Origin of the sequence: Collinsella sp. CLA-ER-H8 (assembly GCF_040092335.1) — a bacterium.
Lineage (GTDB): Bacteria > Actinomycetota > Coriobacteriia > Coriobacteriales > Coriobacteriaceae > Collinsella.
The window spans coordinates 14,736-37,361 of the sequence record NZ_JBBNLU010000007.1; the positions used below are offsets into that span (position 1 = coordinate 14,736).

Genomic DNA, 22,626 nt, shown 5'->3' on the forward strand with positions numbered 1-22,626 from the left:
AAAAGCCTCTATCTCATATAACCGACTACCGTCGGCGAGAGCCGAGACACAACAAACCATATAACGAAAGGGGAGAATCCAACATATGCGCTACTTCACATCCGACCTGCATCTGGCACACCCGTTCGTCGCCGCGACGCGCGGTTTCTGGAAGCCTGGGATGCGTCCCGACCGCGACGTCATCGAAGCACCTGACGGCTTAAATCAATTACGACGCGAGCTGTCGGAGTACCGATTCAACGAGATGGTCGACACGGAGGCCCATGACAGGCTCATCATCAGGCGCATCAACGCGGTATGCGGGAAGAACGACGACCTCTACATCGCGGGCGACCTGTCCGCCGGCGGCCACAAGAGTCTCCGCCGCGCCCTGTACCTGCTCGACGACCTGACCGTACCCCATTCACGCATCCACCTGATACTGGGGAATCACGACGGGTTCCGCATCCGAAACACCAACGCGTACGACTTCGCGTCCGTCTGCATCGGCTCCATATCGGCCAACCTGTTCCTGACGCTTGCGAACGGCATGCCTGCCATCATCTCGCACACGCCTCGCAAGGCGTACATCGAGCAGGGGGTCAAGCTGAAGGATGTCACACCGAACTCGCTGGACAAGGCGTTATTAAGATATGCCCCCGACGTGCCGGACGGCATCGTCCATCCCTACGGGCACACCCACGGGAAATCGCCCTCCCTCAAGTCGCGTGCAGGTGTCCGTTTCCCGAGCAAGGGGAGCACCCATACAACGGGTGCTCCCCTTGTTTTTTGCCCAGATGCTCCGGAATACCGCGAAACAGGACCAGCAACAGCGCACCGACCTTTGAAGGGCTTTTCGAGGTCTTCCGGTGGGCTGTTCTGAGACCTTTTCGCGCCCCTGTCCGAACAAAGCCCCTGCGAAGGTCTTTCGCTGGGCTGTGCTGAGCCCATTTCGCGCCCCTGCCCGAACAGAGCCCCTGCGGAGGTCTTTCGCTGGGCTTTGGATGGGCATGCGTGAAAGACGCCTGCGGCGTCGGGTGCCTCTGAAACGAAGATAAGGAGGTACACGATGGACAAGGAGCGTCTTGAACCCAGCAGCCCCCAGGAGGAGGCCATGTGGAGGGCGCAGGTGCTCAGGCGCACCGCCCGCATCTGCTCGGCGAAGGCCAAGGAGCTTGAGCGCATGGCGAAGGTGGACGGCAACGCCCCCATGCGCGACAGCGGCACCCTGAAGGACGTGCTCAGGCGCATCGACAACGTGATGGAGTGGCGGTTCGTGAACGCGCTGGGCGAGGTCGTGCTCGACGGGGACATCCTCGCGGAGAGCATCGACTGCGAGGCCCTGCGCACCATGCGCTACTGCGTGGCGGAATACCTCAAGCGAATCGAGGAGCGGGAAGCGGAGGAGGAGAGCGGTGAGTGACTACGGCATCAAGACCTACGCCGACCTTGCCGAGACGTGCGGCGGAATGGTGCTCGCGAACGAGATTGCCAACCGCCCGCTCGAACCCGTGAGCGGGGACTGGGCACCGTGGGAGGAGATTTTCCAGTGGTACATCGTGCAGGACCCGTCGTTTATCATGGAGCACACCGACGAGCCGGTGTTCCACGACGAGGAGCTTGACCTGTACGTGTGGGGAATCACACACTTCGGGACCAGCTGGGACTACGTGCCGGCACCTGAAATCCATTGAGAAAGGGAGCAGCTTGACGCTGCTCCCTCATCTTTTCGGCTACTCGCCGAACTGCGTGTCCTTGTCCGCCGACCTCGGCGTGCTTGGGCTGACACTTCGCGCCCTGGCATAGCGCGCCCGCATGCTCTTGGCATGCGCCTTGGTCTCGCGCTCGTCCTCGTCGGACAGCGCCTTCTCCGCTGCCTTGAGGCGCTTCTCGGCATCCCACATACTCTTGCGGGACTCGTAGACGCGCCTCTCCGCCTCCTCGCGCTGCCTGCGGGCCTCCTCCGCGAGCGCCTCCTGAATCATCATGCGCAGCATCATGGCTGTCATGTCGGCCATCATGCGGGACACGGGGTCCTTGGCGTTGCACCCCGCCTTGGCGAACACGTGCATGCCGGCCAGAAGCCCCGGGCACGGTCTTTGCAGGGTGTCGCGTGCCTCCTTGGAGGCATGGAACTCGCGCCTTGCTGCGTCCACGTCCTCGCGCAGCTTCGCCAGCTGCTCGTCCGGGTGGTTGCGCGCCTCCACGAGCCTCTCGTAGCGCTCGTCCATGAAGGGCTTGCCCTCCTCGCGTGAGCGGTGGATGTGCGCCTTCTGAAGGTCGGACGCCATCTCCGACACGTACGCCCGGTCGAGGTCGTACACGTCGAGAGCGAAATCCGCAGGGGGCTGTGCTGCCGGTTCGGCCGTCTCGGGCACGTCGGGAAGGACTTCCGGTGCCGGAGCGTCCTGCTGCGGTACCTCAAGCTCGCGCTGCTTCGCCTCGAAGTACGCCTCGATGCCCTCGCGGGTCAGGTCGTCGGCGAGGTTGGAGGCACGGCGCTTGCGGGTGCGGCGCTTCGGTCCCCACTCGTCCACAGCCTTGTAGGACCATCCCGTCGTGACCTCGCCGGTCTTCCTGTCGGTCTTCGTGGTCTCCTTCAGCGTCACGCCTCTCAGCCCAAGATTGCGCCTGAACTCGTCCAGCGTGCTGGAGCGGTCGCGGGCATCCGCCACCCTGTCGCCGAGACGCCGGTCGAAAGAATCCGGCTGGAACGTCTCGCGCTTCTGCTCCCAGAGGGACATCTCCTTGTCCGCCCCGAGCACCGAGAAACCATTCTCACGGCTCAGCTCATCATTGACCGCCTTCACACGCGGAGCGTAGAGGCTCGTGTCCCCCTTGTTGATGACCTGACCGGTACGGGCGTCGTGGTTCGCAATGGTCGCGTGCGCATGCACGCAGCCTCCCTCGCCATCAACGTGCATGGTGACCCAGCACATGGAGTCGGGGGCAAGCTCGTGGCACAGCGTGTACGCGTACTCCATGCCACGCTGGATGTCGTCGGCCTTGCTTGGGTCAAGCTCGTCGGTCGCCCATGAGATGCGTAGCTCGTAGCCTTCGTTGACCGCGTTCGGGTGGCGATGCTTCTGCCCCTCGCAGTAGACAATGAAGTCCTCTCTTGAGGCGGCGTCACCCATCTGCGCAGCGATGCGGTCCGTGCCGTTTTCCAGATGAGCGCGTCTGCGCTTTCCCTCGCCGAACTCGGTGTACGACATGCGCCCGCGCACGTTCGGAAGCGACTGCACATGCGTCGTTGACATCAGACATCACCTCCCGTCTCCACGTACGCCTGCAAATCCGCACGCAGTCCATCGACTTGCGCCCGGAGCTTGTCCACCGAATCGCGGAACTCGCGGAACGCTTCCGCCTCGTCCTTCGTCCTCATTTCCTCACGCGTCGCGTCGAGCATTCCCATGCCGCTCAAGCGCCGGTTGCGCGCGCGGGCAATCTGATTCATGTTGACGCCGATGCGGTTCAGCTCGACACGGACACGGTCCAGGGCCGGGACGTCCAGAACCACCTCGCGGCTGGGCGGCGCGTACCGACTCGCGTACAGCTCGCCGCGAAGAAAATTGGAACGCGAGCACGTCCCGCGCTGCTCGTCCAGCAGGGAAAGCTCCGCGTCGTTCATACGCACCTGAACCACCTTGTCACGGCGGTCTTTCACGTACTTCTGGCGCGTCGCCTTCCCGCTTCTTTTTTCATACGTTTCCGCCATGCGGAACACCTCCTTTGCCGCTATCCGAAACGCCCGCCTGCGGCGGACAATCCGAAATGCCGTTTTCGGCTAATCTCACAACGTCTCTGCGCAAAGGGGAAAAGAGCAAGCATTGACTTCGTACGTACAAATTGCGATTCTCGCAATTTGCCCTACTCCGTCAGCTTGCGAGGGGGCGGCTGCGCCGCCCCCTTCGAACCCCCGCCTTTTGTCCACCGAGCCTCACCCGTCCATGTCGGACACGGGAACGACTTCCCCTGTCCGACATGGAACCCGAATCCCTCGGTGGAACCCGGCACGGCTACCCTTGGTAGGCCGCGCCGGAAAAACCGCCGTGCGCTTCCGACGACTCTCCAGCTTCTGCGGTAGGAACATGACCGGAATCCGCAGCGCCAGCGGCGCGCGCATCCGGCGTTCCGTGTCCGGTGCCCGGCTTCAGTCCCTTGACGAAGTCAAGGACCTCTTCCGCCGAACCCATGCCCTTCACTTCAGGGAAAACCGTCACGAGCGCGTCGGCGTAAGCCTTCGTCCTCGCGGCCCGCGCCTCGCGGCGCAGCTTCTTCGCCTGAGCCTCTAACGCACGTGCCTTCTCGGCCACATCATCAAACCTCTTCGTTGCCATAATCTATTCCTCCTTAATCGTTGTCTTCCGTATCCGTCGCAAGACCAAGCTGCTCCCTCACCGCCGCGTAACCGGCACCGAGGTCTGCGGGAGTCGTGCCATGGGCGGTGCAGTAATCGAGGACGACCGTGCGGAAAATCCCGCGACGTCTGCCCAAGAAGTAGACCAATCCGCCCGCGCCGCCATAGCCATCTCGCGTGCGGTAGACCGTCAAGCCGGGGCACCACTTCTCGCAGCTCGTCTTGAGGACGGACCCGCTCGCGTCCTTGCTCTGCGTCCATTCGCCGTCGGAGCACGCAAGCTCGACGATTCGTGCCATGAACGCCTTGCGGCTCATCTGCATCCGCATGCCCTTGTGCTCCGCGGCCAGCCATTCGTCGTAGCGCATGGACAGGTACTCATTCGGCACGAAGTCGGCCCGAATCGAATCCTTGACGTCCTCCCAGAACTCAGCCACCGTGTCATTGCCGAGAACCCACTCGCGCTTCAGCTGCGCGGCCTCCTCAGGCTCGGGCAGCTCGTAATACCGGTCCCACTTCACCAGCGCCTGATAGGCAAGGTATTCGCAGAACTCGGGGGACACGACCCACTCGGAACGGATGGTCTTGTCGTCGGCCTTGCCGACGAACTGCCCCGTGAACGGGACGTAGATGTTGCGGGCCAGCCAAGCGTCCCCCTTGTCGCGGGTCTTCGGGATGTCGTTGGCGGCGCAGACAATCAGCGCGTGGGGCGTGTAGTCGAACACGCCCTTGTTCTTGCGCTCCACGCCTATCGCGTCATGCGAGATGATTGACTTCAGGCGCGAGTTGTCCTTCAGGTACGCACCCGAGTCGGAGTCCTCGCACGTGATGAGGGAGACCCCCACGATGTTCGACACGCCGAACCGCCCGCCATCCGTGCCGCCGGCAAGCAGCGCGAGGCTTGAGGTCATGCACCCGTCGTAGCCGACGAGCGACTTGAGGCAGTCGAGGAAGGTGCTCTTCCCGTTGTGACCCGCCTGATTGTAGAAGGTCACCATGACGCGCCAGTTGTGGTAACTGCGCAGGGACGCCCCCGCCACCTTGACGAGCAGGTCGCGCCCGCCGTCGTAGGGGACGTAGGAGTCCAGCAGCTGCCAGAAGTCAATCTTCGAGCCATCCGGCATCGTGTGCTCGGGGACGGGCGGCTCCTTGTCGGGGAGGCGCGTAGCGCTCTTCCTGAGCGCAACGACCCCGGGGGAGAACTCGCGCAGGACGCGCTCCTCGTAATCCCAGATTCCGTTGGCCATGAAGACCAGAGACGGGTTATCGCACTCGCACACGCGGTTCTCCCGACGCGATGCCATGTCGTGCAGCTTCTGGACGAAGTTCTTCTTCCAGTTGCCGTTCACGGCGCCCACGACCTCCTGACACCACAGGTCAATCTGCCCGTCGCCAATCTCGCGGTAAATTCCCTCGTCGGGGTCGTACATGGCGAACACGCCCTCCGAGGTCGGCTTGTCCACGGTCTCCTTGACGCAGACCATGCGGATGACCTCCTGCGCGAACACCAGCTCGGCGGCCTGCACGGGGTCGATGCTCTTGAGCCTCGGCCAGCGAAAGCCCCTGCCGTAAATCTTGCCCGCCTCCGGATTGGATGGCGGCTCGGACAGGTTGACCCACGCCACAAGGGCGTTCGTCACCTTGACCACGACGTCCGAGAGAGCGGACAGGCCATCACCCGCGCAGTCGCGCAGCACATAGCTCACCACATCGCTGAGCGCCTTGTGGTAGTTCTCCCCGCCGTACAGGTAGTCAGGGTTGTACGCCTCGCCCTGATTCCCCTCGTCGTACGCACGCCCCCTCTTCATCTCATCTTTTGCCTGCGGGTCAGATACTTGAAAAATGGGCGGTAATGAGCTAAAATATTTATAGTTAGACGGAGCGGTTCCCTTTGCTGTGGCGGCGGAGGAATTGCTCTTTTCTTTTGCCTCCATATTCCCACCTCCTTAATTCGTCAGCTCGACGTGCTTCACGTTCGCGTTCTTCCAAGCCTCGACGTCGTCAATCTTGTAACGAACCGCGTTTCCGACCTTGTAGTAGTTCGGACCCTTGCCCTGAGAGCGCCAGACACAGAGCGTCCCCGCGCTCAAACCGAGGAACGCCGCCACCTCGCGCGTCGTCATGTACAGGGGATTTACCTCTTTTACCTGCTTCTTTCCTTTAGCCATAACCAGCCACCTCCATGTTCAAAGTCCTTTTCGCGAAACAAAAAAAGCTCCCGTGGAAACCAAAGAGGGACAGAGGCGCAAAGCCTTGCCTATCTCGGTTTCCACGGGAGCTTCGTGTTCGTTGTTTCGCCCGTGACGCACGGCCTATTCGACCGAGCGCTCGGCTCCTATTCCCGATAGCAACCCCGCATCAAGGACGGGACGGGTGCTGAGCCATTTAACTATATTAGTTTCATTATACGCCATTAGGACAATTAAAGCAATATCAATTTTCCAGTAGCCGCAGTTCAGAGCCTATTTCCGCTCGTAAACGAATGGAAAGGCTCGAAAAAGCAACCCTCCGCACCGCCGGAAAGCAGCGACTGCAACAAGAGGTACACGTGAGGGCTGACCACATGTGTGACCACATCAAAACGGGCATCTGGTCAGCTCTTGAAATGAAATCCCCTCTTTTATCAAGGGATTTTTTTCGTTCTGACCACATGACCACATGACCAGATAAAATCCGACAAACTTTATTTATTTACGCGTATTACGTAGTCCTTTTCAATTTTTAAAAATAAGTCCTAAATTATGTGGTCATCTGGTCAGGAATTGCAAAAAGCCTGATGGCACCTAGGGATTCAGCTGACCAGATGGTGACCACGACATTTTTTCTTGTGGTCATGTGGTCAGCATGTGGTCAGACAAAACGCTCATAAACGAGGGAACAGGTGATTCTTCTGTCCTAAGCAGGTGCGCATTTCGGACGCTTCGCGTCCTCAATGCAGGCTAGTTACGCCTCGGGCTGCGCCCTCGGCTCGCCTCATCGCATATTGGGTACGCAGAAAAGCATGAGAACCATCCAATACGATTTCGCATGCCTCATGCGTACCTTCTCGAAGGCAACGGAGGCGCGAAGCGCCGTAGTTGCCGACCAGACGGAGGGGGTGCCCGCACCTTTTCCGCGCTTTAGGTTTGAAAATAATTGGAACAAATGGAACAAGCCCATGCCGCATCCCTTCTGTACGTCCGCCCACATCCAACCGCCGCCCGCAGGGCGGCCACCCTTGCATCGAGCGAACGCGAGATGCACATGGGCGCTCGAACGTCCTCAGACCGCTTCAGAGGCGTTTTAAGGCACGAAAAAGCCCGAGGGGTACACAAGTACCCCAGCGGGCTTAAAACGTCTTAAAACGCAAAATACGGCGTCCTATTTCTCCGTCCCGTCTTCTCCTATGAGTCCGAAATGACGGAACGCATCCAGAATCGCCTCGCGCTTTTCAGGCGGGCACTTCGGTTGCTTCCTATCACCCGACCTGTCGGCTTGCGTTTCCAGTCCGCACTCGGCCTTCATCTGCGCGACGTACAGGGAACTGACCTTCATGCCGTGCGTTTTCTGAACGTAATCACAAATGTTCGCGTACGTCGGCTGCTCCTTCTCCTCAGACAGCCCCATGTCCTTCGGACTGATGGAAACCGGTATGAAAGACTTCGATGCAGATTTCCGAGATAGAACAGCAACCGTCTCGGTGTGGTCGGTGTGAGGGAACATGTCGACGGGCGTGATCTTGAGCAGTCGGTAGCCTCCGTCGAGGAGCTGATGCAGGTCGCGCTCTTGAGTTACGGGGTTGCAGCTGATATAGGTGATGCGGCGCGGCTTAAGCGCGCAGGCAGCTTCGAGGAACTCGGGGGTAGAGCCGGCGCGCGGCGGGTCGATGGAAAGGACGTCGATCCGCTCGTTGTTATCGGCGGCATCCAGGATGTAATCGGTGGCGTCGTCGGCCATAAACCAAGCGCTGCGGGTGAGGCCGTTGAGCTCGGCATTGCGACGTGCATCGGCAATGCCCGCCGGGTTGCGCTCCACGCCGAGCAGCATAATGCCGATACCCTTGTTCTGGGCATCTTTGGCTGCGCAAAGACCGATGGTGCCGCTGCCGCAGTAGGCATCCATAAGCACATCGCCCTGGTGCAGATCCATACCGTCGATAGCGAGCCGATAGAGCAGTTCCGTCTGCTGCGGGTTGGTCTGATAAAACGCGGTGGGGGAGATGTCGAATTCGCAGCCGAGCAACTGATCGCGCATGCATTCGGCGCCATAGACGATACGAGTCTCCTCGCCCAAGATGGCATTGCCGGGGCGACCGTTGATGTTTTGGGCGACGGTGACGATATGCGAATCGAGTGCGGCGACAGCCTCAAAGAACTCCTGCGCATGCGGTAGGTCGCGCTGAGCGGTCACGAGGGTGACCATGATCTGGTCGGTACGCCAACCGCAGCGAACGATGGCATAGCGAAGCAAGCCCAGGTGCTTGTCCTCGTTAAAGGCGGGAATGTGCAGGCGCTCAGCCTCACGCGCGATGCCGTTAAGAATCTGACGAGCGCCCGGCGCCTCGACAGGACATTCGGGCACAGCAACGATTCTGTGCGAACCGCGCTCAAAGAAGCCGCAGCGGACAGCACCCTCCTTACCAGGAGCAAACGGAGTGGCGGCCTTATGGCGAAAACCGCGCGGCGAAGGATACTTGCCCGGGTCGCCCAGGGTGACTCCCATACCGCGAATAGGATCTACAGCAATGCCTTCACGCTCACAAAGCGAAGCAAAAAGCCCCTCCATAGCAGCCTGCTTGGCGGCGAGCTGCTTCTTATAAGGACGATTGAGCGCCGTACACCCACCGCAAGCTTTCATGATGGAACAAGGAGACTTGGGGTCCACAGCCTTACGCGCAGACGAAGCCAGATCTTTATGCAAGCGCTTGGAGCGAGTCTGAGGCGCCTTATCCCCGCCTCGACGAGAGTCAGAACGTTTGGCCTTAGCTCTGCTCTTGGTCGATTTGCTTTTTGCAGCTTTAGAAGACTTGGGTTTCGTAGAAGATTTCTCCTCCTTCGACCCTTCAGTTGCCTCCATCAAAGCACGACGAGCCCTACGCTCCGCACGAGATTCTGCCATCAATAACTCCACTAATTCATGAATTAAAAGCTGCAAGCATTGTACCGTGCCAAGACAGCGGGCGATATGCAAGCGCCCATTTCATGTCAGTGATAAGCCCAACGACGTTTGCCCGCCGGGTGCCGGGGCAGGGGTTAAGTTTGTCGCGAGTTCCGCACGAACAGGAGAGCACTTAATGTGCTCTCCGTCGTGAGCAGGACTGTAGAGCAGCAAACTTAACCCCTGCCCCGGCACCCGGCGGGCAAACCCTCCCTTGTACTCCATCTCACTAAAGTGTATGATTCTGAACGTTACATGACTCACTTTACCTAACTAAAGTGCCATCAAGGGGGAATACCATGAATACCGATATGTCTCGTCGTCAATTTGTTGGTCTAGCCGGCTCGTTTGCCATGGTGCTTGGCCTTGGTCTTGTCGGCTGCGGCGGTGGTGCCGGCAAGGGCTCCGCTGCAGGCTCTGCCGCGGCCAAGGATGTGAAGGGTGCTGCGGAGTCCAAGAAGCTCGTGGTGGGCTTTGATAAGTCCTATCCTCCGTACGGCTTTGTGGGCGACGACGGCGAGTACACTGGTTTTGACCTCGATCTGGCCAAGGCTGTTGCCGATAAGCAGGGCTGGGAGGTCAAATACGAGGCCATCGACTGGGACGCCAAGGATACGCTGCTTAACTCGGGCGCCATCAACTGCATCTGGAACGGCTTTACCATGGAGGGCCGCGAGGACGACTACACGTTCTCCGAGCCGTACATGCTCAATGAGCAGGTGCTGGTGGTCAAGAAGGATGCAGGTATCAAGAGCTGGGACGATCTTGCCGGCAAGACTGTGATTACCCAGACCGATTCCGCTGCGCAGGATGTGCTCGAGGGTGATCAGAAGGATCTGGCGGCGACGTTTGCCACGCTCGATACCATCGGCGAGTACAACACGGCCTTTATGCAGCTCGAGAGCGGCGCGGTCGATGCCGTGGCTTGCGACCTTTCGATTGCCCAGTATCAGCTTGCCGCCAAGCCCGATGCCTATACGCAGCTTGATGAGCCGCTGTCCAGTGAGCACTACGCCGTCGGCTTTAAGAAGGGCGACACCAAGTCGGCCGACGCCGTGACCGAGTCGCTCAAGGCACTCTACGATGACGGTACGGTTAAGGATCTCTGCGACAAGTATTCAAGCTATGGTCTATCTTTCGATAATTGGGTGCTCAAGTAATGTCTATTCAGGTCATGATGCAGATGCTTGGCCAGGGATTCTTGGTCAGTTTGCAGCTGTTTGTGCTGACGTTGCTCGGGTCGATTCCGCTGGGAATTCCCGTGGCGTTTATGCGCATGAGCAAAATCGCGCCGCTTCGCTGGATTGCGCGCATCTACATTTCGATCATGCGCGGTACGCCGCTCATGCTGCAGATGTTTGCCATCTACTTTGCCCCGTACTACGTGTTTGGCATTTCGCTCACGCCCGATTCCAAGTGGACGGCGTGCGTCGTAGCGTTCATCATCAACTACGCCGGTTACTTTGCCGAGATCTATCGCTCGGGCTTGCAGTCCATTCCGCGCGGTCAATACGAGGCTGCCGAGGTGCTGGGCTATTCGCGCGTGCAGACGTTTCTGTATATCGTGATGCCGCAGGTCGCCAAGCGTATTCTGCCGGCGATGGGCAACGAGATTATCACGCTGGTCAAGGACACGTCGCTGGCGTTTGCCATTGGCGTGGGTGAGATGTTCTCGACGGCCAAGGCGCTGGTCGCCTCGCAGGTGAGCATGGTGCCGTTTGCGATTGCGGCGCTGATCTACTGGGTCTTTAACTTTGTGGTCGAGATGCTGCTGGGCGCCGCCGAAAAGAAGCTGGACTATTATCATGACTAACTCAGTGATGAAAATCGAAAACGCGCGTAAGGCGTTTGGCGGCAATGAGGTGCTCAAGGATATCTCGCTCGAGGTGAAGCGTGGCGAGGTCGTGGCGATTATCGGGCCTTCGGGCGGCGGCAAGTCCACGCTGCTGCGGTGTGCCACGCTGCTCGAGACACTCGACGGAGGCTCGCTCTCGTTTGGTGACCTTGCCGTTGCGACGGATACGGGTTCGGGCGCGGTCTATGCGAAGGGCGATGTGCCCAAGCGGGCACGCTCGCGATTCGGCTTGGTGTTCCAAAATTACAACCTGTTCCCGCACTATACCGTGATGAAAAACATCATCGACGCGCCGATCCGCGTGCTTAAGCGCCCGCGCGAGCAGGCGGAAGCTCGTGCGCGCGAGTTGATCGCGCAGATGGGGCTTACGGGCAACGAGAACAAGGTTCCGTGTGAGCTTTCGGGCGGTCAGCAACAGCGCGTGAGTATTGCCCGCGCCCTGGCGCTCGATCCGGAAATCTTATTCTTTGACGAGCCAACCTCGGCACTCGATCCCGAGCTGACGGCCGAGGTGCTGCATGTCATTAAAGACCTTGCCGCGCAGAATATGACGATGGTAATCGTGACCCACGCGATGCAGTTTGCGCGCGATGTTGCCGACCGCGTGGTCTTTATGGATGGCGGCCGCATTGTCGAGGAGGGTCCTGCCGAGCAGGTCATCGACCATCCGCGTGAGCAGCGCACCCGTGAGTTCTTGAGCCGTATCGAGGGATAGGCTCAGGTATTTACTCAACTATTAATTGAGGCGAATCCGCCGCAGGTCTTACGGTCTGTGGCGGCTTTTTGTTTGCATCGACGGGATTCAATAATCGCCTCACAAGCTTGTCTCTTCCTCTCGCCGCCTGTATTCATACGTGCGCCGAAAGGTATGCATGGACAGCCGCCCGTGAGGGTAGGGTGGTGGCATAGGACATTTGGAGGGTGAGTCGGCTCGGCTGCCGACCATGCTGCTCCCGGGGTGGCACCGACCGCGAACTCTCCCCGTTGGCGTCGCGCATTGCGCGCGGCCCTGCAAGGAGGTCATCATGGGTGCTCCCAAGACCGGTAACGTAAGGAACGTGGTGCTCGTAGGCCAAGGCGGGGTGGGCAAGACTTCACTCGCCGAGGCCATGCTCCACCTTTCCGGCAAGACCGCCCGCCTGGGCGGCCACGACGGCACCAAGCCCACGCTCGACTATGACCCCGAAGAGGTCAAGCGTGCATTTTCCATCTCGACGACCATTGCGCCGATCGACTGGAAGGGCGCGCGCATCAATGTGCTCGATGCCCCGTGCTACCCCGATTTTATCGGCGACGCCTTTGCCGCGATGAGCGTCTGCGAGACGGCTCTGTTTGTGGTCGACGCCGAGGCCGGCCCGCAGCCTACGACGGTTAAGCTCTGGTATGCCGCCGAGGACCTGCGCTTGGCGCGTGCGGTGTTCGTAAACCGCCTGTCGCGCTCCGAGGCCAGCTTTGCGACCACGATGGACCTGCTGCAGGAGCGCTTTGGCACGCGCCTGGGCGCCGTGACCCTTCCCTGGGGCGAGGGCGAGGACTTTGGCGGCATCATCGACCTGGTGCGTATGAAGGCGCGCCATTGCAACGGCACCGAAGCCGTTGAGTCGGAGATTCCCGAGGAGTATCGTGCCCAGGCCGAGGAAGCCCATGACCATCTGTGCGAGCTGGTGGCCGAGGCCGACGACGAACTGATGATGAAGTACTTGGAAGGCGAGGAGACGCTGACGCAGGAGGAGCTTGAAGGCCTGCTGTCGAAGGCGATCGCCGAGCGCATCTTTGTGCCGGTCTTTGCGGGCGATTGCATTAAGGAGCAGGGCGTCAACTCGCTGATGGACGACATCGCCACATACTTCCCGGCGCCGACCGACTACGGCGAGATGCCGCTTATCGACGGTGATTCGCTCAAGATTTCAAGCGACGATGATCGTCCGGTGGCGTTTGTGTTTAAGACCCTGGCCGATCCGCAGCAGGGTCGCATCAGCTTTATTAAGGTGCTGACGGGTACGCTTGAGCCGGGCCTTGAGCTGGTCAACGCGCGCACGCGCAAGGGCGACCGTCTGGCTCACCTGTATGTGATGTGCGGCCGCGACATGACCGAGGTCGGTCACGCCTATGCCGGCGACATTATCGTGGCACCCAAGCTGGCGGCCGAGACGGGCGATACGCTCTCGATTACCGGCAAGGTCGAGGCTGCGGCGTTTAAGTTCCCCAACTCGCAGTACCGCATTGCCATCGAGGCCGAGAATCGCGGGGACGAAGAGAAGCTCTACACATTTATCGAGAAGGCCTGCAAGGCCGATCCGACCATGAGCATCGATCGTGACGAGGAGACCGGCCAGACCATTATCTCCGCCGTGGGTGAGGCGCAGGTTTCGGTGCTGCTCAACCGTTTGGAGGACCGTACCAAGGTCGTGGCCAAGAGCGTGCCGATCCGCATTCCGTATCGCGAGACCATCCGCCGCACGGCGAGCGCCCAGGGCCGCCACAAGAAGCAGACCGGTGGTGCCGGTCAGTACGGCGACTGTTGGCTGCGCGTGGAGCCGCTTATTGGGCCCGACGGCACGAGCGACGGCTACGAGTTTGTGGATGAGGTCGTAGGCGGCCGCATTCCACGCTCGCTGATTCCCGCCGTGGACAAGGGCGTCCAGGAGACCATGAAGGACGGCATCATTGCCGGCTACCCGCTCACGGGCATTCGCGTGGCTGTGTACGACGGCTCGTATCACAGCGTCGACTCCAACGAGATGGCGTTTCGCGCGGCGGCTCGCATCGGCCTGCGCAAGGCATGTGCCGATGCCGACCCAGTGGTGCTGGAGCCCATCGAGGAAATTACGGTGACTATCCCCGAGAGCTACGCCGGCGCCGTGATGGGCGACATCTCGGCCTCGCGCGGTCGCGTGACGGGCATGGAGACCGATGAGCGCGGAGACACCGTGGTCATTGCCCAGGCGCCGCTGGCAGAGCTGGCGGATTACTCGACGCGCCTGCGCTCTATCACGCGCGGCACGGGTGACTTTACCATGAAGCCTGCAGGCTACGAGCAGGTGCCTTATGACGTTCAGGCCAAGCTGGTTGAGCGCTATGAGGAGGGCCGCGCCAAGTAGCGTGTGACTTTGCCTGTAATATACATGCCGATGCAAGGGCCGCTCTGGGCAATCCAGGGCGGCCCCTTTTGATCCCTAGGGGGCGGAGGAAAACGGATCATGGTAGGTTTTGGGGCAGCTTGGTCGGCCCTAGTCTCCCGAGGCCTGATTGCGGCCGGTGGCGTAGTCGATCTGCACATGCGGCTGCAGGTTGTAGCAATATACGTGGAAACAGAGGGTCCTGCCGTGGTCCTCGACCGATTGCGCCTCAAGGCGCACGCCACGGCAGACGAGTTCCTCTTCGTTATACATGGGCGTGACGCGATAGAGAACATGGTTGCCCGTGTCGTGGATGTAGTTGAGAATCTGCTCTTCAAACGGTAGCATGCCCGTCTCGTTGAGATAGCGCGTGCCGGTGAGGAGATTCTTACGGTTGGCGTTTTCGCCGCAGAGCGACCAGGCGATAAGGTGGCAGCGGTTGTAGAGGCTCTGGCCCGGAATAAAGTCGTAGCGCTGCTGGCGCCAGCCGGCGGGGTGGATGCGCGAGATATCGCCGCGCTTGCCCTGGCCGAGCGATTCGGGGCCTACGCAGGCGAGCGCCTTGCGAGTACGGCCCAGGCTGTCGAGCTTGGAGAATTTCTTAAAGCAACCCTCTTCTGTAGCGCGCTCGTATTCATCGAGCGTGAATGATGGTGTGCCGAGCGGGTGCGTGCTGTCGGCGCGAAGGGCAACGTAGGGGTTGCCGGCGTAGTCGGGAATGCTGCTGAGATAAACACCGCGGGCGCGGTTGAGGTCGGGGTTTTCGACCTCGTCGATGGGGGTGGCGGCGCTGTCCGCGGAAGCGCCGTCGCCGGTGTCGGTTGCGGCGGAATCGGAGCCATCGCCAGGGTCCTGGCCGTTTTGAGGGTCCGAGGAGCTCGCCGTTCCCGATTCGAGCCGAGCGACCAGGCCTGCCTCGTCCTCGGTGCGGCTGGGACTCTCGTTTTGCTTTTCGGCCAGAGCCGCCGCCTGTTCATTGCTTTGCGGCGACAGCAACTTGGGCGCTCCGTCGAGCGATCCCGTAAACAGCGCAAACCCGAGCACCACGGCGGTGCCGATGGAAAGTACTTGCTTGTAGGCGGGCTTGCGCGACATTGAGGCTCCTGGATGGACGGTTGGGAATCTACCAGTCTAGCAGGAGCCGGCAGGGGCCGTTCTATCGAACAAATACTTAAGATTTGGGACAAACACTACTGATTAATTTGTCCCGCGGTCTAGATCGAGGTGGAGTCGAGCCAGTTGAGCTTGCACTCGAGAATGCGCTGCTCGCCGGGTTCGCTGCTGCCGTCAAGTAGGGCGAGCAGCATCTCGGCTGCTTCGCGACCTTCCTGGTCGACGGGCTCGATGATGGTGGAGACAGTCGGCGTGGTGAGATTAGTCCAGTCTTCGCAGTTGAGTCCCAAAAGGCCGATTTGCTGCGGAAGCAGATGGGCCATGGGCTGAAGCGCCTTGTAGACGCGGGGGAGCGCCCATTGGTTTTGGACAAAGATGAGCGTACGCTTGGCGGGATTGAACTTGAATTTAAAGTATTCGGTGAGCTCGTTGATTGACGGCTTGTTGTGATCGATGGGAATCGCTTTGTAGAGTTGTCCGTTCGCTGCCAGTGCCTCGGCATACCCCTGAAAACGCTCCATGCGGGTGCGCATCTCGGTCATGTTGGCGGCAATGGAAAAGAAGTCTTCGTAGCCGGCGTCGAGGAGTGCCTGTGTGGCGTTGTACACGCCGTCGTAAAGGTTGGTTTTGATCCAGCTGGTACCTGGGCTATAGATGGCCGCATCGAAAAAGACGACCGGCTTGCCGGCGCGTCTAATGCGGTCGTGCACGGCTTTGAAGTTTGCCGTGGGCTGGATGATAAAGCCATCGACGCCCAGCGAGAGCATCTTGTCGACGTACATGAGCTCGGTCTCGGGGTTAAAGTTGCTCGTGCAAACGGCCGTCTGGCAGCCCGCGGGGAGCATGACCTGCTCCATGCCATTGAGAACGAGCCCCGCCCATTTGTTGGTGTTATCCAAAATGATGATGGCGATGACGTGGGTTTGTTTGCCGGTGAGCGTTTGCGCCTGGGCATTGGGAACGTATCCGAGTTCCTTAATTACGCGCGCGATTTTGTTCTGCGTCTTCTCGCTAAGCTTTTCTCGTTTGTTGTTGAGGTAATACGAGACGCTTGCCGTCGAGGTTCCCGCCTCTCGAGCGACGTCTGCGATCGTAACGCGCTGTTTTGCCACAGCGACTCCTTCCGACAGATGAGCATTTTCCAACATGATGACTTTGAGTCTTGGTGGGGGATACGCTTCGGTGAGCGACCTTTTCCTTTCATATGGGTATACAACAAATGCGGTATACGGGTGGGGTCGAAATTTGTGACCGGCATGCGCATCTGCCGTCTACCGAGAAAATCAAATACTTCTTGACTTTTGAAATCGAGGGTAAAATCGCAGGATTCATTTTTGGTTAAACGCATAACTAAATCGCATAACCAACGCTCTGACCTGCGCGTTTACCGAAATAAGCTGGCATTAAGAAAAACGAGCACCTATATTGGTCTTGTCGAAAAGACAGCAAGTCCAAACGGCAGGGGATGCTCCGGAGGCCTCCGCAAACGGTGTCTTGCGCACGCAACTCTATGAAAAGAGGGAAGCAATGAAGATCGTAGGCGTTGCCGCCTGTACCGTGGGTATCGCCCACACGTATATGGCCCAGAAGGCGATTCAGGATGAATGCGCCGCCCGTGGCATCGAGTGCAAGGTCGAGGCTCAGGGTGGCCTGGGTATCGAGAATGAGCTCACGCAGGAAGACGTGGACTCCGCCGACCTGGTCTTGGAGTCCGTCGACGTGGGTGTCGAGAACGAGGACCGTTTTGAGCAGAAGATGGCCGAGGGCAAGTTCCTCAAGGTCGGTACTTCCGATGTGATCGCCGATCCGGTCAAGATCATCGACCAGGCTGTTGAGATTATCAAGGCGACGGGTGGCGCCGTTGACGCGCCCAAGGCCGAGGCCAAGGCAGAGAAGAAGGCCGTCTCCGCTGCCCCGCAGGCCCCGACACCGGCGTCCAAGCAGTCTATCTTTGCCGATCCTGGCAAGACGCTGCTCAATGCATTCAATACCGGCGTTTCCTATTTTATCCCCATTGTCGTTATCGGTGGCGTGTTCCTCGCCTTCTCGTTGGCATCCGGTACCGCCGGCGCCAACGGCATGGAGGTTACGAATCCGCTGATGGTGAGCCTTAACACCATCGGCATGGCCGGCATCTCCATGATGATCCCGGTGCTTGCGGCTTACATCTCCTACTCGATGGCCGGCAAGCCCGCGCTCGCCCCCGGTTTTGTCCTGGGCTACCTGGTCAACAACGCAGTCGTTACCCCTAACGGCAACAGCGTTTCGACCGGCTTCTTGGGCGCCATGATCATGGCAGTTATCTGCGGCTACTTTGTCCGCTGGATGAAGACCTGGAAGGTCAACAACACCATCCAGACCATCATGCCCATCCTGATTATCCCGATTCTGACCTCGCTTGTCCTGGGCATGGCCTATATCTACATCCTGGCCACGCCGCTTGGCTTTGTGATGGACTGGCTCACCGGCGTGCTCGGCAGCCTGCAGGGCGGTTCCGCAGTTGTCCTGGGTCTGGTCATTGGCGTTATGACCGCCTTCGATATGGGTGGTCCCATCAACAAGACCGCCTCGACCTTCACCATGGCCATCATGGCCTCCGGCATCTACGGTCCTAATGGTATGTTCCGCGTCGCCGTTGCCGTTCCCCCGATTGCCTGTGGCCTCGCTGCGCTCATCGCCAAGAACAAGTTTGATGACGCTGACCGTCAGATGGGCATCTCCGCGCTGTTCATGGGCTGCATCGGTATTACCGAGGGCGCTATCCCCTTCGCGGTCAAGGACCTCGGTCACACCCTGCCCGGCATTTGCATCGGCTCTGCCGTGGGTGCGGCACTTGCCGCCTTCCAGGGCATCGACTGCTACGTCCCGCACGGTGGCTTTATCGTCGCCCTTGCCACCAACAACGTCGCGCTGTTCTGCCTGGACATCGTGATTGGCGCCGTGGTCGCCGCTGCAATCCTGATTGCCATGAAGCCCACGCTCGATAAGCAGGCCAAGTAAACCTTTAAGGACTCCGGTTGTGCGGAGGGATGGATTTGACTCCGCACAACCGCCCCTACACAACAAAATCCATCCGTACTGATAGGGCCCACATCTGGGTCCCAGGGAACTTTTGTCAAAAATCCTCTGGAGAAGGAGAACAAAATGTCCAACCTCACCATCCGTCAGGCCGTTCAGGGCATGCTCAAGCTGCAGGATAGCGGCGATCACGCAACCATGGTCGGCATTGGCCCCATGAGCCCCAACCTGATTCAGGCCGTGTTCGAGCTTGCCAAGGACGAGGATTTCCCGCCCATGTTTATCGCCAGCCGCAACCAGGTCGATATGGACGAGATGGGCGCCGGCTACGTCAACGGTTGGGACCAGACGCGCTTTGCCGCCGACATCAAGAAGGTTGCCGACGAGGTGGGTTACACCGGTCCGTACTACCTGTGCCGCGATCACGGCGGTCCGTGGCAGCGCGACGAGGAGCGTAACGCCCACCTGCCCGAGGACGAGGCCATGGAGCTCGCCCGCAAGTCCTTCGTCGCCGACATGGAGGCGGGCTTTGACCTGCTGATGGTCGACCCCACCAAGGACCCCTATCAGATCGGCAAGGTTATTCCGCTCGACGTGGTGCTTCGCCGCACGATCGATCTTATCGACTACCTTGAGCAGTACCGTCGCGAGCATAACCTGCCCGAGGTTGCCTATGAGGTCGGTACCGAGGAGACCAATGGCGGCTTGACCTCTACCGATAAGTACGAGGAGTTCATTTCTCAGCTGCAGCCCGAGCTCGAGAAGCGCGGCTGCCCCATGCCCACCTTTATCGTCGGCCAGACCGGTACGCTCACCCGTTGGACCGAGCAGGTCGGCCATTACAACTTCAAGAATGCCCGCGAGCTCGCCGACATGGCTAAGCGCTACGGCGTGGGCCTGAAGGAGCACAACGCCGACTATCTGGACGACGCGACGCTGCTCGAGCACATCCCGGCACACGTGACCGCCTCCAACGTCGCTCCACAGTATGGCACCGAGGAGACCCGCGCCTACCTCAAGCTCTGCGCCACCGAGCAGATCCTGGTCGACAACGGTCTGTGCGATGACCCCTCCGACCTGTATCACACCCTGCTGGTCAAGGCTATCAAGACCGAGCGCTGGCGCAAGTGGATGACTGGCGACGACGTCAACCTGCAGGTCGACGACATTCTTGCCGACGATGAGCTCAGCCTGAAGATCCTGGATGTCTCCGGTCACTATGCGTTCAACGATCCTGAGGTCAAGGAGCAGGTCGAGAAGCTCTACCGCAACCTCGCCGCTCAGGACATCGACGGCAAGCGCTTTGTCATCGAGCACATCAAGCGCCCGATCAAGCAGTACGTCGTCGGTCTTAACCTCAAGGGCGTCACGACCCGCATCGAGGCCGCTCTTGCCGAGTAAGTAGCTTTTCCTACGCGACGCCGGGCCTGGGGCATGTCCCAGCTGCAGGCCCGGCACATGGGACAAAGGGGCAGTCCCTTTGTCCCATTCTTTTGAGTTTTAGCTTCCTTTGAAGGGGTTCACCATGAAGTTCTTTATCGATACCGCCAATCTGGACGAGATTGCCGAGGCCAAGAGCTGGGGCTGCCTGGCCGGTGTTACCACCAACCCGTCCCTGTACGCCAAGACCGGCGGCAAGCTTGCCGACTTTGAGCCGCATATGCTCAAGATTGCCGAGCTCTGCGAGGGCCTGCCCGTGTCCGCCGAGTCTACCGCGACCACTGCCGAGGGTATGATCGAGGAGGGCAAGCGCCTTGCCGCCCTCGCCCCCAACATCGTGGTCAAGCTTCCCGTGTGCGAGGCCGGCCTTGCCGCCTGCCGTGCGCTGGCCGATGCTGGCGTGCGCGTCAACATGACGCTCGTCTTCTCGCCGACGCAGGCCCTTATGGCCGCCAACGCCGGTGCTCGCTACATCAGCCCGTTTGTCGGTCGTTTCGACGACATCGCCGAGGACGGTATCTCGCAGCTCGACAACGTCGTGACCTGCATTAAGAACTACGACTGGACGGGCAAGAACGTCGACGACACCGTCGAGATCATCACCGCCTCGGTTCGTACGCCCAACCACGTAACCCAGGCCGCGCTGCTTGGCGCCGATATCGCGACCGTGCCCATGGCAGCCCTTAAGAAGTGCCTGCACCATCCGCTGACCGATCAGGGCCTTGCCTCGTTCGAGGCCGACTGGCAGAAGGTCGTCGCTCAGGCTTAACGAGTGGATTGCCCCGGCATCGTGTCATCCGGTGCCGGGGTTGTTCTCAAGAGAGGAATTCGTATGACCAACCAGGAGCTGGCGAAGGTCGCCAATGAGGTCAGGAAGGGTGTCTTGACTGCGGTTCACGCGGCCAAGTCGGGACACCCGGGTGGATCGCTCGGTGCTGCCGACATCATGACGTATCTGTACTTTGAGGAAATGAATATCGATCCTGCCGACCCTCACAAGGCCGATCGCGATCGCTTTGTGCTCTCCAAGGGTCACGCGGCGCCGGGCCTGTATTCGGTGTTGGCAAATCGCGGCTATTTTCCCGTCGAAGAGCTCGAGACGCTCCGCCATATTGGCAGCCGACTGCAGGGCCATCCCAACATGAACGACGTCCCTGGCATCGATATGTCCACCGGATCGCTCGGTCAGGGCATCTCTGCTGCAGTTGGAATGGCGCTTGCCGCTAAGCACTGGGGCGACGGCTACCGTGTCTACACGTTGCTGGGCGACGGTGAGTGCGAGGAAGGCCAGGTGTGGGAGGCGGCCATGTTCGCCGGCAACCATGCACTCGACAATCTTGTTGCCGTCGTCGACCACAACGGCTTGCAGATTGACGGCACGATCGATGAGGTCAACTCGGCCATGCCGCTCGCTGACAAGTTCCGCGCCTTTAAGTGGCATGTGATCGAGCTCGCCGACGGTAACGACATGGCGCAGATTGCCGCCGCCTTTGCCGAGGCCCGCAAAGTGAGCGACTCGCCCGTGGCCATTATCGCCGAGACGGTGAAGGGCAAGGGCGTCTCCTTTATGGAAAACCAGGTGGGCTGGCACGGCAAGGCACCCAACGATGAACAGTTTGAGCAGGCCATGGCCGAGCTCGCAGCAGCAGGGGAGGAGCTCTAATGGCAGACGTCAAGAAAGTCGCCACGCGCGTTAGCTATGGCGAGGCACTTGTCGAGCTGGGCAATGAGCGCGATGACTTTGTGGTTCTCGATGCCGACCTGGCCGCCGCCACGCAGACCGGTAAGTTTAAGGCTGCGCACCCTGAGCGCTTCTACGACGCCGGCATTGCCGAGAGCAACCTGATGGGTCTTGCCGCCGGCATCGCGACCACGGGTCGCGTTGCTTTTGCGAGCACCTTTGCGATGTTTGCCGCCGGTCGCGCCTACGAGCAGGTCCGCAATTCCATCGGCTACCCGCACCTCAACGTCAAGATTGGCGCTACTCATGCCGGCATTTCGGTGGGCGAGGACGGCGCCACGCATCAGTGCTGCGAGGACATCGCGCTCATGCGCACGATCCCGGGTATGACGGTAATCGTTCCCGCCGATGACATCGAGGCTCGCGCTTGCGTGCGCGCCGCCTATGAGTTTGAGGGACCGGTCTACATGCGCTTCGGACGCCTGGCAACGCCGGTCATTAACGATCACGAGGACTATGAGTTCAAGATTGGTCGCGGCGTGGTCGTGCGCGAGGGGTCCGATGTGACCATCATCGCTTGTGGCCTTATGGTCGCCGAGGCGCTTGAGGCTGCCGAGGCGCTCGCTGTCGATGGTATCGATGCCGAGGTCATCAATATGCACACGATCAAGCCGCTTGATGAGCGCCTGGTGGTTGCCAGCGCCAAGAAGACCGGTCGCGTGGTCACTGCCGAGGAGCATTCGATTATCGGTGGTCTTGGCGAGGCCGTGGCCTCGGTGCTCGCGGAGCAGCATCCAGTGCCGATGCGTCACGTCGGCGTGCGCGATGTGTATGGCGAGTCCGGCCCTGCGGTCGATTTGCTGCACAAGTACGGTTTGGACGCCGACGGCATCGAAGCTGCGGTCAGGTCCGTGTTGTAAGGAAG

Annotated in this window: 20 protein-coding genes; 12 read left to right on the top strand and 8 right to left on the bottom strand. The window is 60.1% G+C overall.

The window, feature by feature from the left end:
• Positions 1-85: 85 nt before the first annotated feature.
• The 3 genes from AAAX72_RS05890 to AAAX72_RS05900 all read left to right on the top strand — a co-directional run bounded on the left by AAAX72_RS05890 (position 86) and on the right by AAAX72_RS05900 (position 1,673).
• Positions 86-862 (top strand): metallophosphoesterase, encoded by a 777-nt coding sequence (locus AAAX72_RS05890; RefSeq protein WP_349129517.1) that lies wholly within the window; start codon positions 86-88, stop codon positions 860-862.
• A gap of 186 nt (positions 863-1,048) precedes the next feature.
• Entirely contained in the window at positions 1,049-1,402 is a 354-nt protein-coding gene (locus AAAX72_RS05895) for a hypothetical protein (RefSeq protein WP_349129518.1), read from the top strand.
• Positions 1,395-1,673: a hypothetical protein gene (locus tag AAAX72_RS05900; RefSeq protein ID WP_271761329.1), complete on the top strand. Its 279-nt coding sequence runs from the start codon at positions 1,395-1,397 to the stop codon at positions 1,671-1,673. Before AAAX72_RS05895 ends, AAAX72_RS05900 begins: the two co-directional genes overlap by 8 nt.
• Before the next feature lie 39 nt (positions 1,674-1,712).
• Here the strand turns inward: AAAX72_RS05900 and AAAX72_RS05905 are convergent, their stop codons facing one another.
• The 6 genes from AAAX72_RS05905 to rlmD all read right to left on the bottom strand — a co-directional run bounded on the left by AAAX72_RS05905 (position 1,713) and on the right by rlmD (position 9,436).
• Positions 1,713-3,239 (bottom strand): relaxase/mobilization nuclease domain-containing protein, encoded by a 1,527-nt coding sequence (locus AAAX72_RS05905; protein ID WP_349129519.1) that lies wholly within the window; start codon positions 3,237-3,239, stop codon positions 1,713-1,715.
• Positions 3,239-3,697: a plasmid mobilization relaxosome protein MobC gene (gene mobC, locus AAAX72_RS05910; protein ID WP_271761324.1), complete on the bottom strand. Its 459-nt coding sequence runs from the start codon at positions 3,695-3,697 to the stop codon at positions 3,239-3,241. The genes AAAX72_RS05905 and mobC overlap by 1 nt, the downstream gene beginning before the upstream one ends.
• A gap of 301 nt (positions 3,698-3,998) precedes the next feature.
• The gene (locus AAAX72_RS05915; protein WP_349129520.1) at positions 3,999-4,319 is read right to left on the bottom strand and encodes a hypothetical protein; all 321 of its coding nucleotides are present in this window, start codon (positions 4,317-4,319) and stop codon (positions 3,999-4,001) included.
• Between the two features lie 13 nt (positions 4,320-4,332).
• Positions 4,333-6,147, bottom strand: a complete 1,815-nt coding sequence (locus AAAX72_RS05920) for a phage/plasmid primase, P4 family (protein ID WP_349129521.1) — start codon at positions 6,145-6,147, stop codon at positions 4,333-4,335.
• 138 nt (positions 6,148-6,285) lie between these two features.
• A complete protein-coding gene (locus AAAX72_RS05925; protein ID WP_349129522.1) occupies positions 6,286-6,507 on the bottom strand; it encodes a helix-turn-helix domain-containing protein in 222 nt (73 codons plus the stop codon).
• Positions 6,508-7,699: 1,192 nt separating this feature from the next.
• Positions 7,700-9,436, bottom strand: coding sequence for a 23S rRNA (uracil(1939)-C(5))-methyltransferase RlmD (gene rlmD / locus AAAX72_RS05930; protein WP_349129523.1), 1,737 nt, complete (start codon positions 9,434-9,436; stop codon positions 7,700-7,702).
• A 338-nt stretch (positions 9,437-9,774) separates the two neighbouring features.
• Here rlmD and AAAX72_RS05935 point away from each other — a divergent pair, with 338 nt between their 5' ends.
• The 4 genes from AAAX72_RS05935 (at position 9,775) to AAAX72_RS05950 (ending at position 14,431) form a co-directional block, all read left to right on the top strand.
• On the top strand, positions 9,775-10,635 hold the full coding sequence (locus AAAX72_RS05935) for a transporter substrate-binding domain-containing protein (RefSeq protein ID WP_349129524.1): 861 nt from the start codon (positions 9,775-9,777) through the stop codon (positions 10,633-10,635).
• Positions 10,635-11,288, top strand: a complete 654-nt coding sequence (locus AAAX72_RS05940) for an amino acid ABC transporter permease (protein WP_349129526.1) — start codon at positions 10,635-10,637, stop codon at positions 11,286-11,288. Before AAAX72_RS05935 ends, AAAX72_RS05940 begins: the two co-directional genes overlap by 1 nt.
• Positions 11,281-12,045, top strand: coding sequence for an amino acid ABC transporter ATP-binding protein (locus AAAX72_RS05945; RefSeq protein WP_349129528.1), 765 nt, complete (start codon positions 11,281-11,283; stop codon positions 12,043-12,045). The genes AAAX72_RS05940 and AAAX72_RS05945 overlap by 8 nt, the downstream gene beginning before the upstream one ends.
• Positions 12,046-12,355: 310 nt before the next feature.
• Positions 12,356-14,431 carry an elongation factor G gene (locus AAAX72_RS05950; RefSeq protein ID WP_349129530.1) on the top strand — a complete coding sequence of 692 codons (2,076 nt, stop codon included), beginning with the start codon at positions 12,356-12,358 and terminating at the stop codon, positions 14,429-14,431.
• 129 nt (positions 14,432-14,560) lie between these two features.
• Here AAAX72_RS05950 and AAAX72_RS05955 read toward each other — a convergent pair whose 3' ends face one another.
• Positions 14,561-15,544, bottom strand: coding sequence for a DNA/RNA non-specific endonuclease (locus AAAX72_RS05955; protein ID WP_349129532.1), 984 nt, complete (start codon positions 15,542-15,544; stop codon positions 14,561-14,563).
• Between the two features lie 119 nt (positions 15,545-15,663).
• Positions 15,664-16,674, bottom strand: a complete 1,011-nt coding sequence (locus AAAX72_RS05960) for a LacI family DNA-binding transcriptional regulator (RefSeq protein ID WP_349129534.1) — start codon at positions 16,672-16,674, stop codon at positions 15,664-15,666.
• A 415-nt stretch (positions 16,675-17,089) separates the two neighbouring features.
• Between AAAX72_RS05960 and AAAX72_RS05965 the strand changes: the two genes are divergently transcribed.
• The 5 genes from AAAX72_RS05965 (at position 17,090) to AAAX72_RS05985 (ending at position 22,621) form a co-directional block, all read left to right on the top strand.
• Positions 17,090-18,562 (top strand): fructose-specific PTS transporter subunit EIIC, encoded by a 1,473-nt coding sequence (locus AAAX72_RS05965; protein WP_117800246.1) that lies wholly within the window; start codon positions 17,090-17,092, stop codon positions 18,560-18,562.
• Between the two features lie 144 nt (positions 18,563-18,706).
• Positions 18,707-19,981 (top strand): class II D-tagatose-bisphosphate aldolase, non-catalytic subunit, encoded by a 1,275-nt coding sequence (locus tag AAAX72_RS05970; RefSeq protein ID WP_195192740.1) that lies wholly within the window; start codon positions 18,707-18,709, stop codon positions 19,979-19,981.
• A 124-nt stretch (positions 19,982-20,105) separates the two neighbouring features.
• Positions 20,106-20,789 carry a fructose-6-phosphate aldolase gene (gene fsa / locus AAAX72_RS05975; RefSeq protein ID WP_006235616.1) on the top strand — a complete coding sequence of 228 codons (684 nt, stop codon included), beginning with the start codon at positions 20,106-20,108 and terminating at the stop codon, positions 20,787-20,789.
• A 63-nt stretch (positions 20,790-20,852) separates the two neighbouring features.
• Complete coding sequence (locus AAAX72_RS05980) at positions 20,853-21,683, top strand: transketolase (protein ID WP_349129536.1); 831 nt, start codon at positions 20,853-20,855, stop codon at positions 21,681-21,683.
• Positions 21,683-22,621 (top strand): transketolase family protein, encoded by a 939-nt coding sequence (locus AAAX72_RS05985; protein WP_349129537.1) that lies wholly within the window; start codon positions 21,683-21,685, stop codon positions 22,619-22,621. Before AAAX72_RS05980 ends, AAAX72_RS05985 begins: the two co-directional genes overlap by 1 nt.
• The last annotated feature ends 5 nt before the right edge of the window (positions 22,622-22,626 follow it).

Excerpts from the sequence above, each read along its gene's own strand:
- AAAX72_RS05890 (WP_349129517.1), top strand. The coding sequence starts at position 86 with ATGCGCTACTTCACATCCGACCTGCATCTGGCACACCCGTTCGTCGCC.
- AAAX72_RS05895 (WP_349129518.1), top strand. The coding sequence starts at position 1,049 with ATGGACAAGGAGCGTCTTGAACCCAGCAGCCCCCAGGAGGAGGCCATG.
- AAAX72_RS05905 (WP_349129519.1), bottom strand. The coding sequence starts at position 3,239 with ATGTCAACGACGCATGTGCAGTCGCTTCCGAACGTGCGCGGGCGCATG.
- mobC (WP_271761324.1), bottom strand. The coding sequence starts at position 3,697 with ATGGCGGAAACGTATGAAAAAAGAAGCGGGAAGGCGACGCGCCAGAAG.
- AAAX72_RS05915 (WP_349129520.1), bottom strand. The coding sequence starts at position 4,319 with ATGGCAACGAAGAGGTTTGATGATGTGGCCGAGAAGGCACGTGCGTTA.
- AAAX72_RS05920 (WP_349129521.1), bottom strand. The coding sequence starts at position 6,147 with ATGAAGAGGGGGCGTGCGTACGACGAGGGGAATCAGGGCGAGGCGTAC.
- AAAX72_RS05925 (WP_349129522.1), bottom strand. The coding sequence starts at position 6,507 with ATGGCTAAAGGAAAGAAGCAGGTAAAAGAGGTAAATCCCCTGTACATG.
- rlmD (WP_349129523.1), bottom strand. The coding sequence starts at position 9,436 with ATGGCAGAATCTCGTGCGGAGCGTAGGGCTCGTCGTGCTTTGATGGAG.
- AAAX72_RS05935 (WP_349129524.1), top strand. The coding sequence starts at position 9,775 with ATGAATACCGATATGTCTCGTCGTCAATTTGTTGGTCTAGCCGGCTCG.
- AAAX72_RS05940 (WP_349129526.1), top strand. The coding sequence starts at position 10,635 with ATGTCTATTCAGGTCATGATGCAGATGCTTGGCCAGGGATTCTTGGTC.
- AAAX72_RS05945 (WP_349129528.1), top strand. The coding sequence starts at position 11,281 with ATGACTAACTCAGTGATGAAAATCGAAAACGCGCGTAAGGCGTTTGGC.
- AAAX72_RS05950 (WP_349129530.1), top strand. The coding sequence starts at position 12,356 with ATGGGTGCTCCCAAGACCGGTAACGTAAGGAACGTGGTGCTCGTAGGC.
- AAAX72_RS05955 (WP_349129532.1), bottom strand. The coding sequence starts at position 15,544 with ATGTCGCGCAAGCCCGCCTACAAGCAAGTACTTTCCATCGGCACCGCC.
- AAAX72_RS05965 (WP_117800246.1), top strand. The coding sequence starts at position 17,090 with ATGAAGATCGTAGGCGTTGCCGCCTGTACCGTGGGTATCGCCCACACG.
- AAAX72_RS05970 (WP_195192740.1), top strand. The coding sequence starts at position 18,707 with ATGTCCAACCTCACCATCCGTCAGGCCGTTCAGGGCATGCTCAAGCTG.
- fsa (WP_006235616.1), top strand. The coding sequence starts at position 20,106 with ATGAAGTTCTTTATCGATACCGCCAATCTGGACGAGATTGCCGAGGCC.
- AAAX72_RS05980 (WP_349129536.1), top strand. The coding sequence starts at position 20,853 with ATGACCAACCAGGAGCTGGCGAAGGTCGCCAATGAGGTCAGGAAGGGT.
- AAAX72_RS05985 (WP_349129537.1), top strand. The coding sequence starts at position 21,683 with ATGGCAGACGTCAAGAAAGTCGCCACGCGCGTTAGCTATGGCGAGGCA.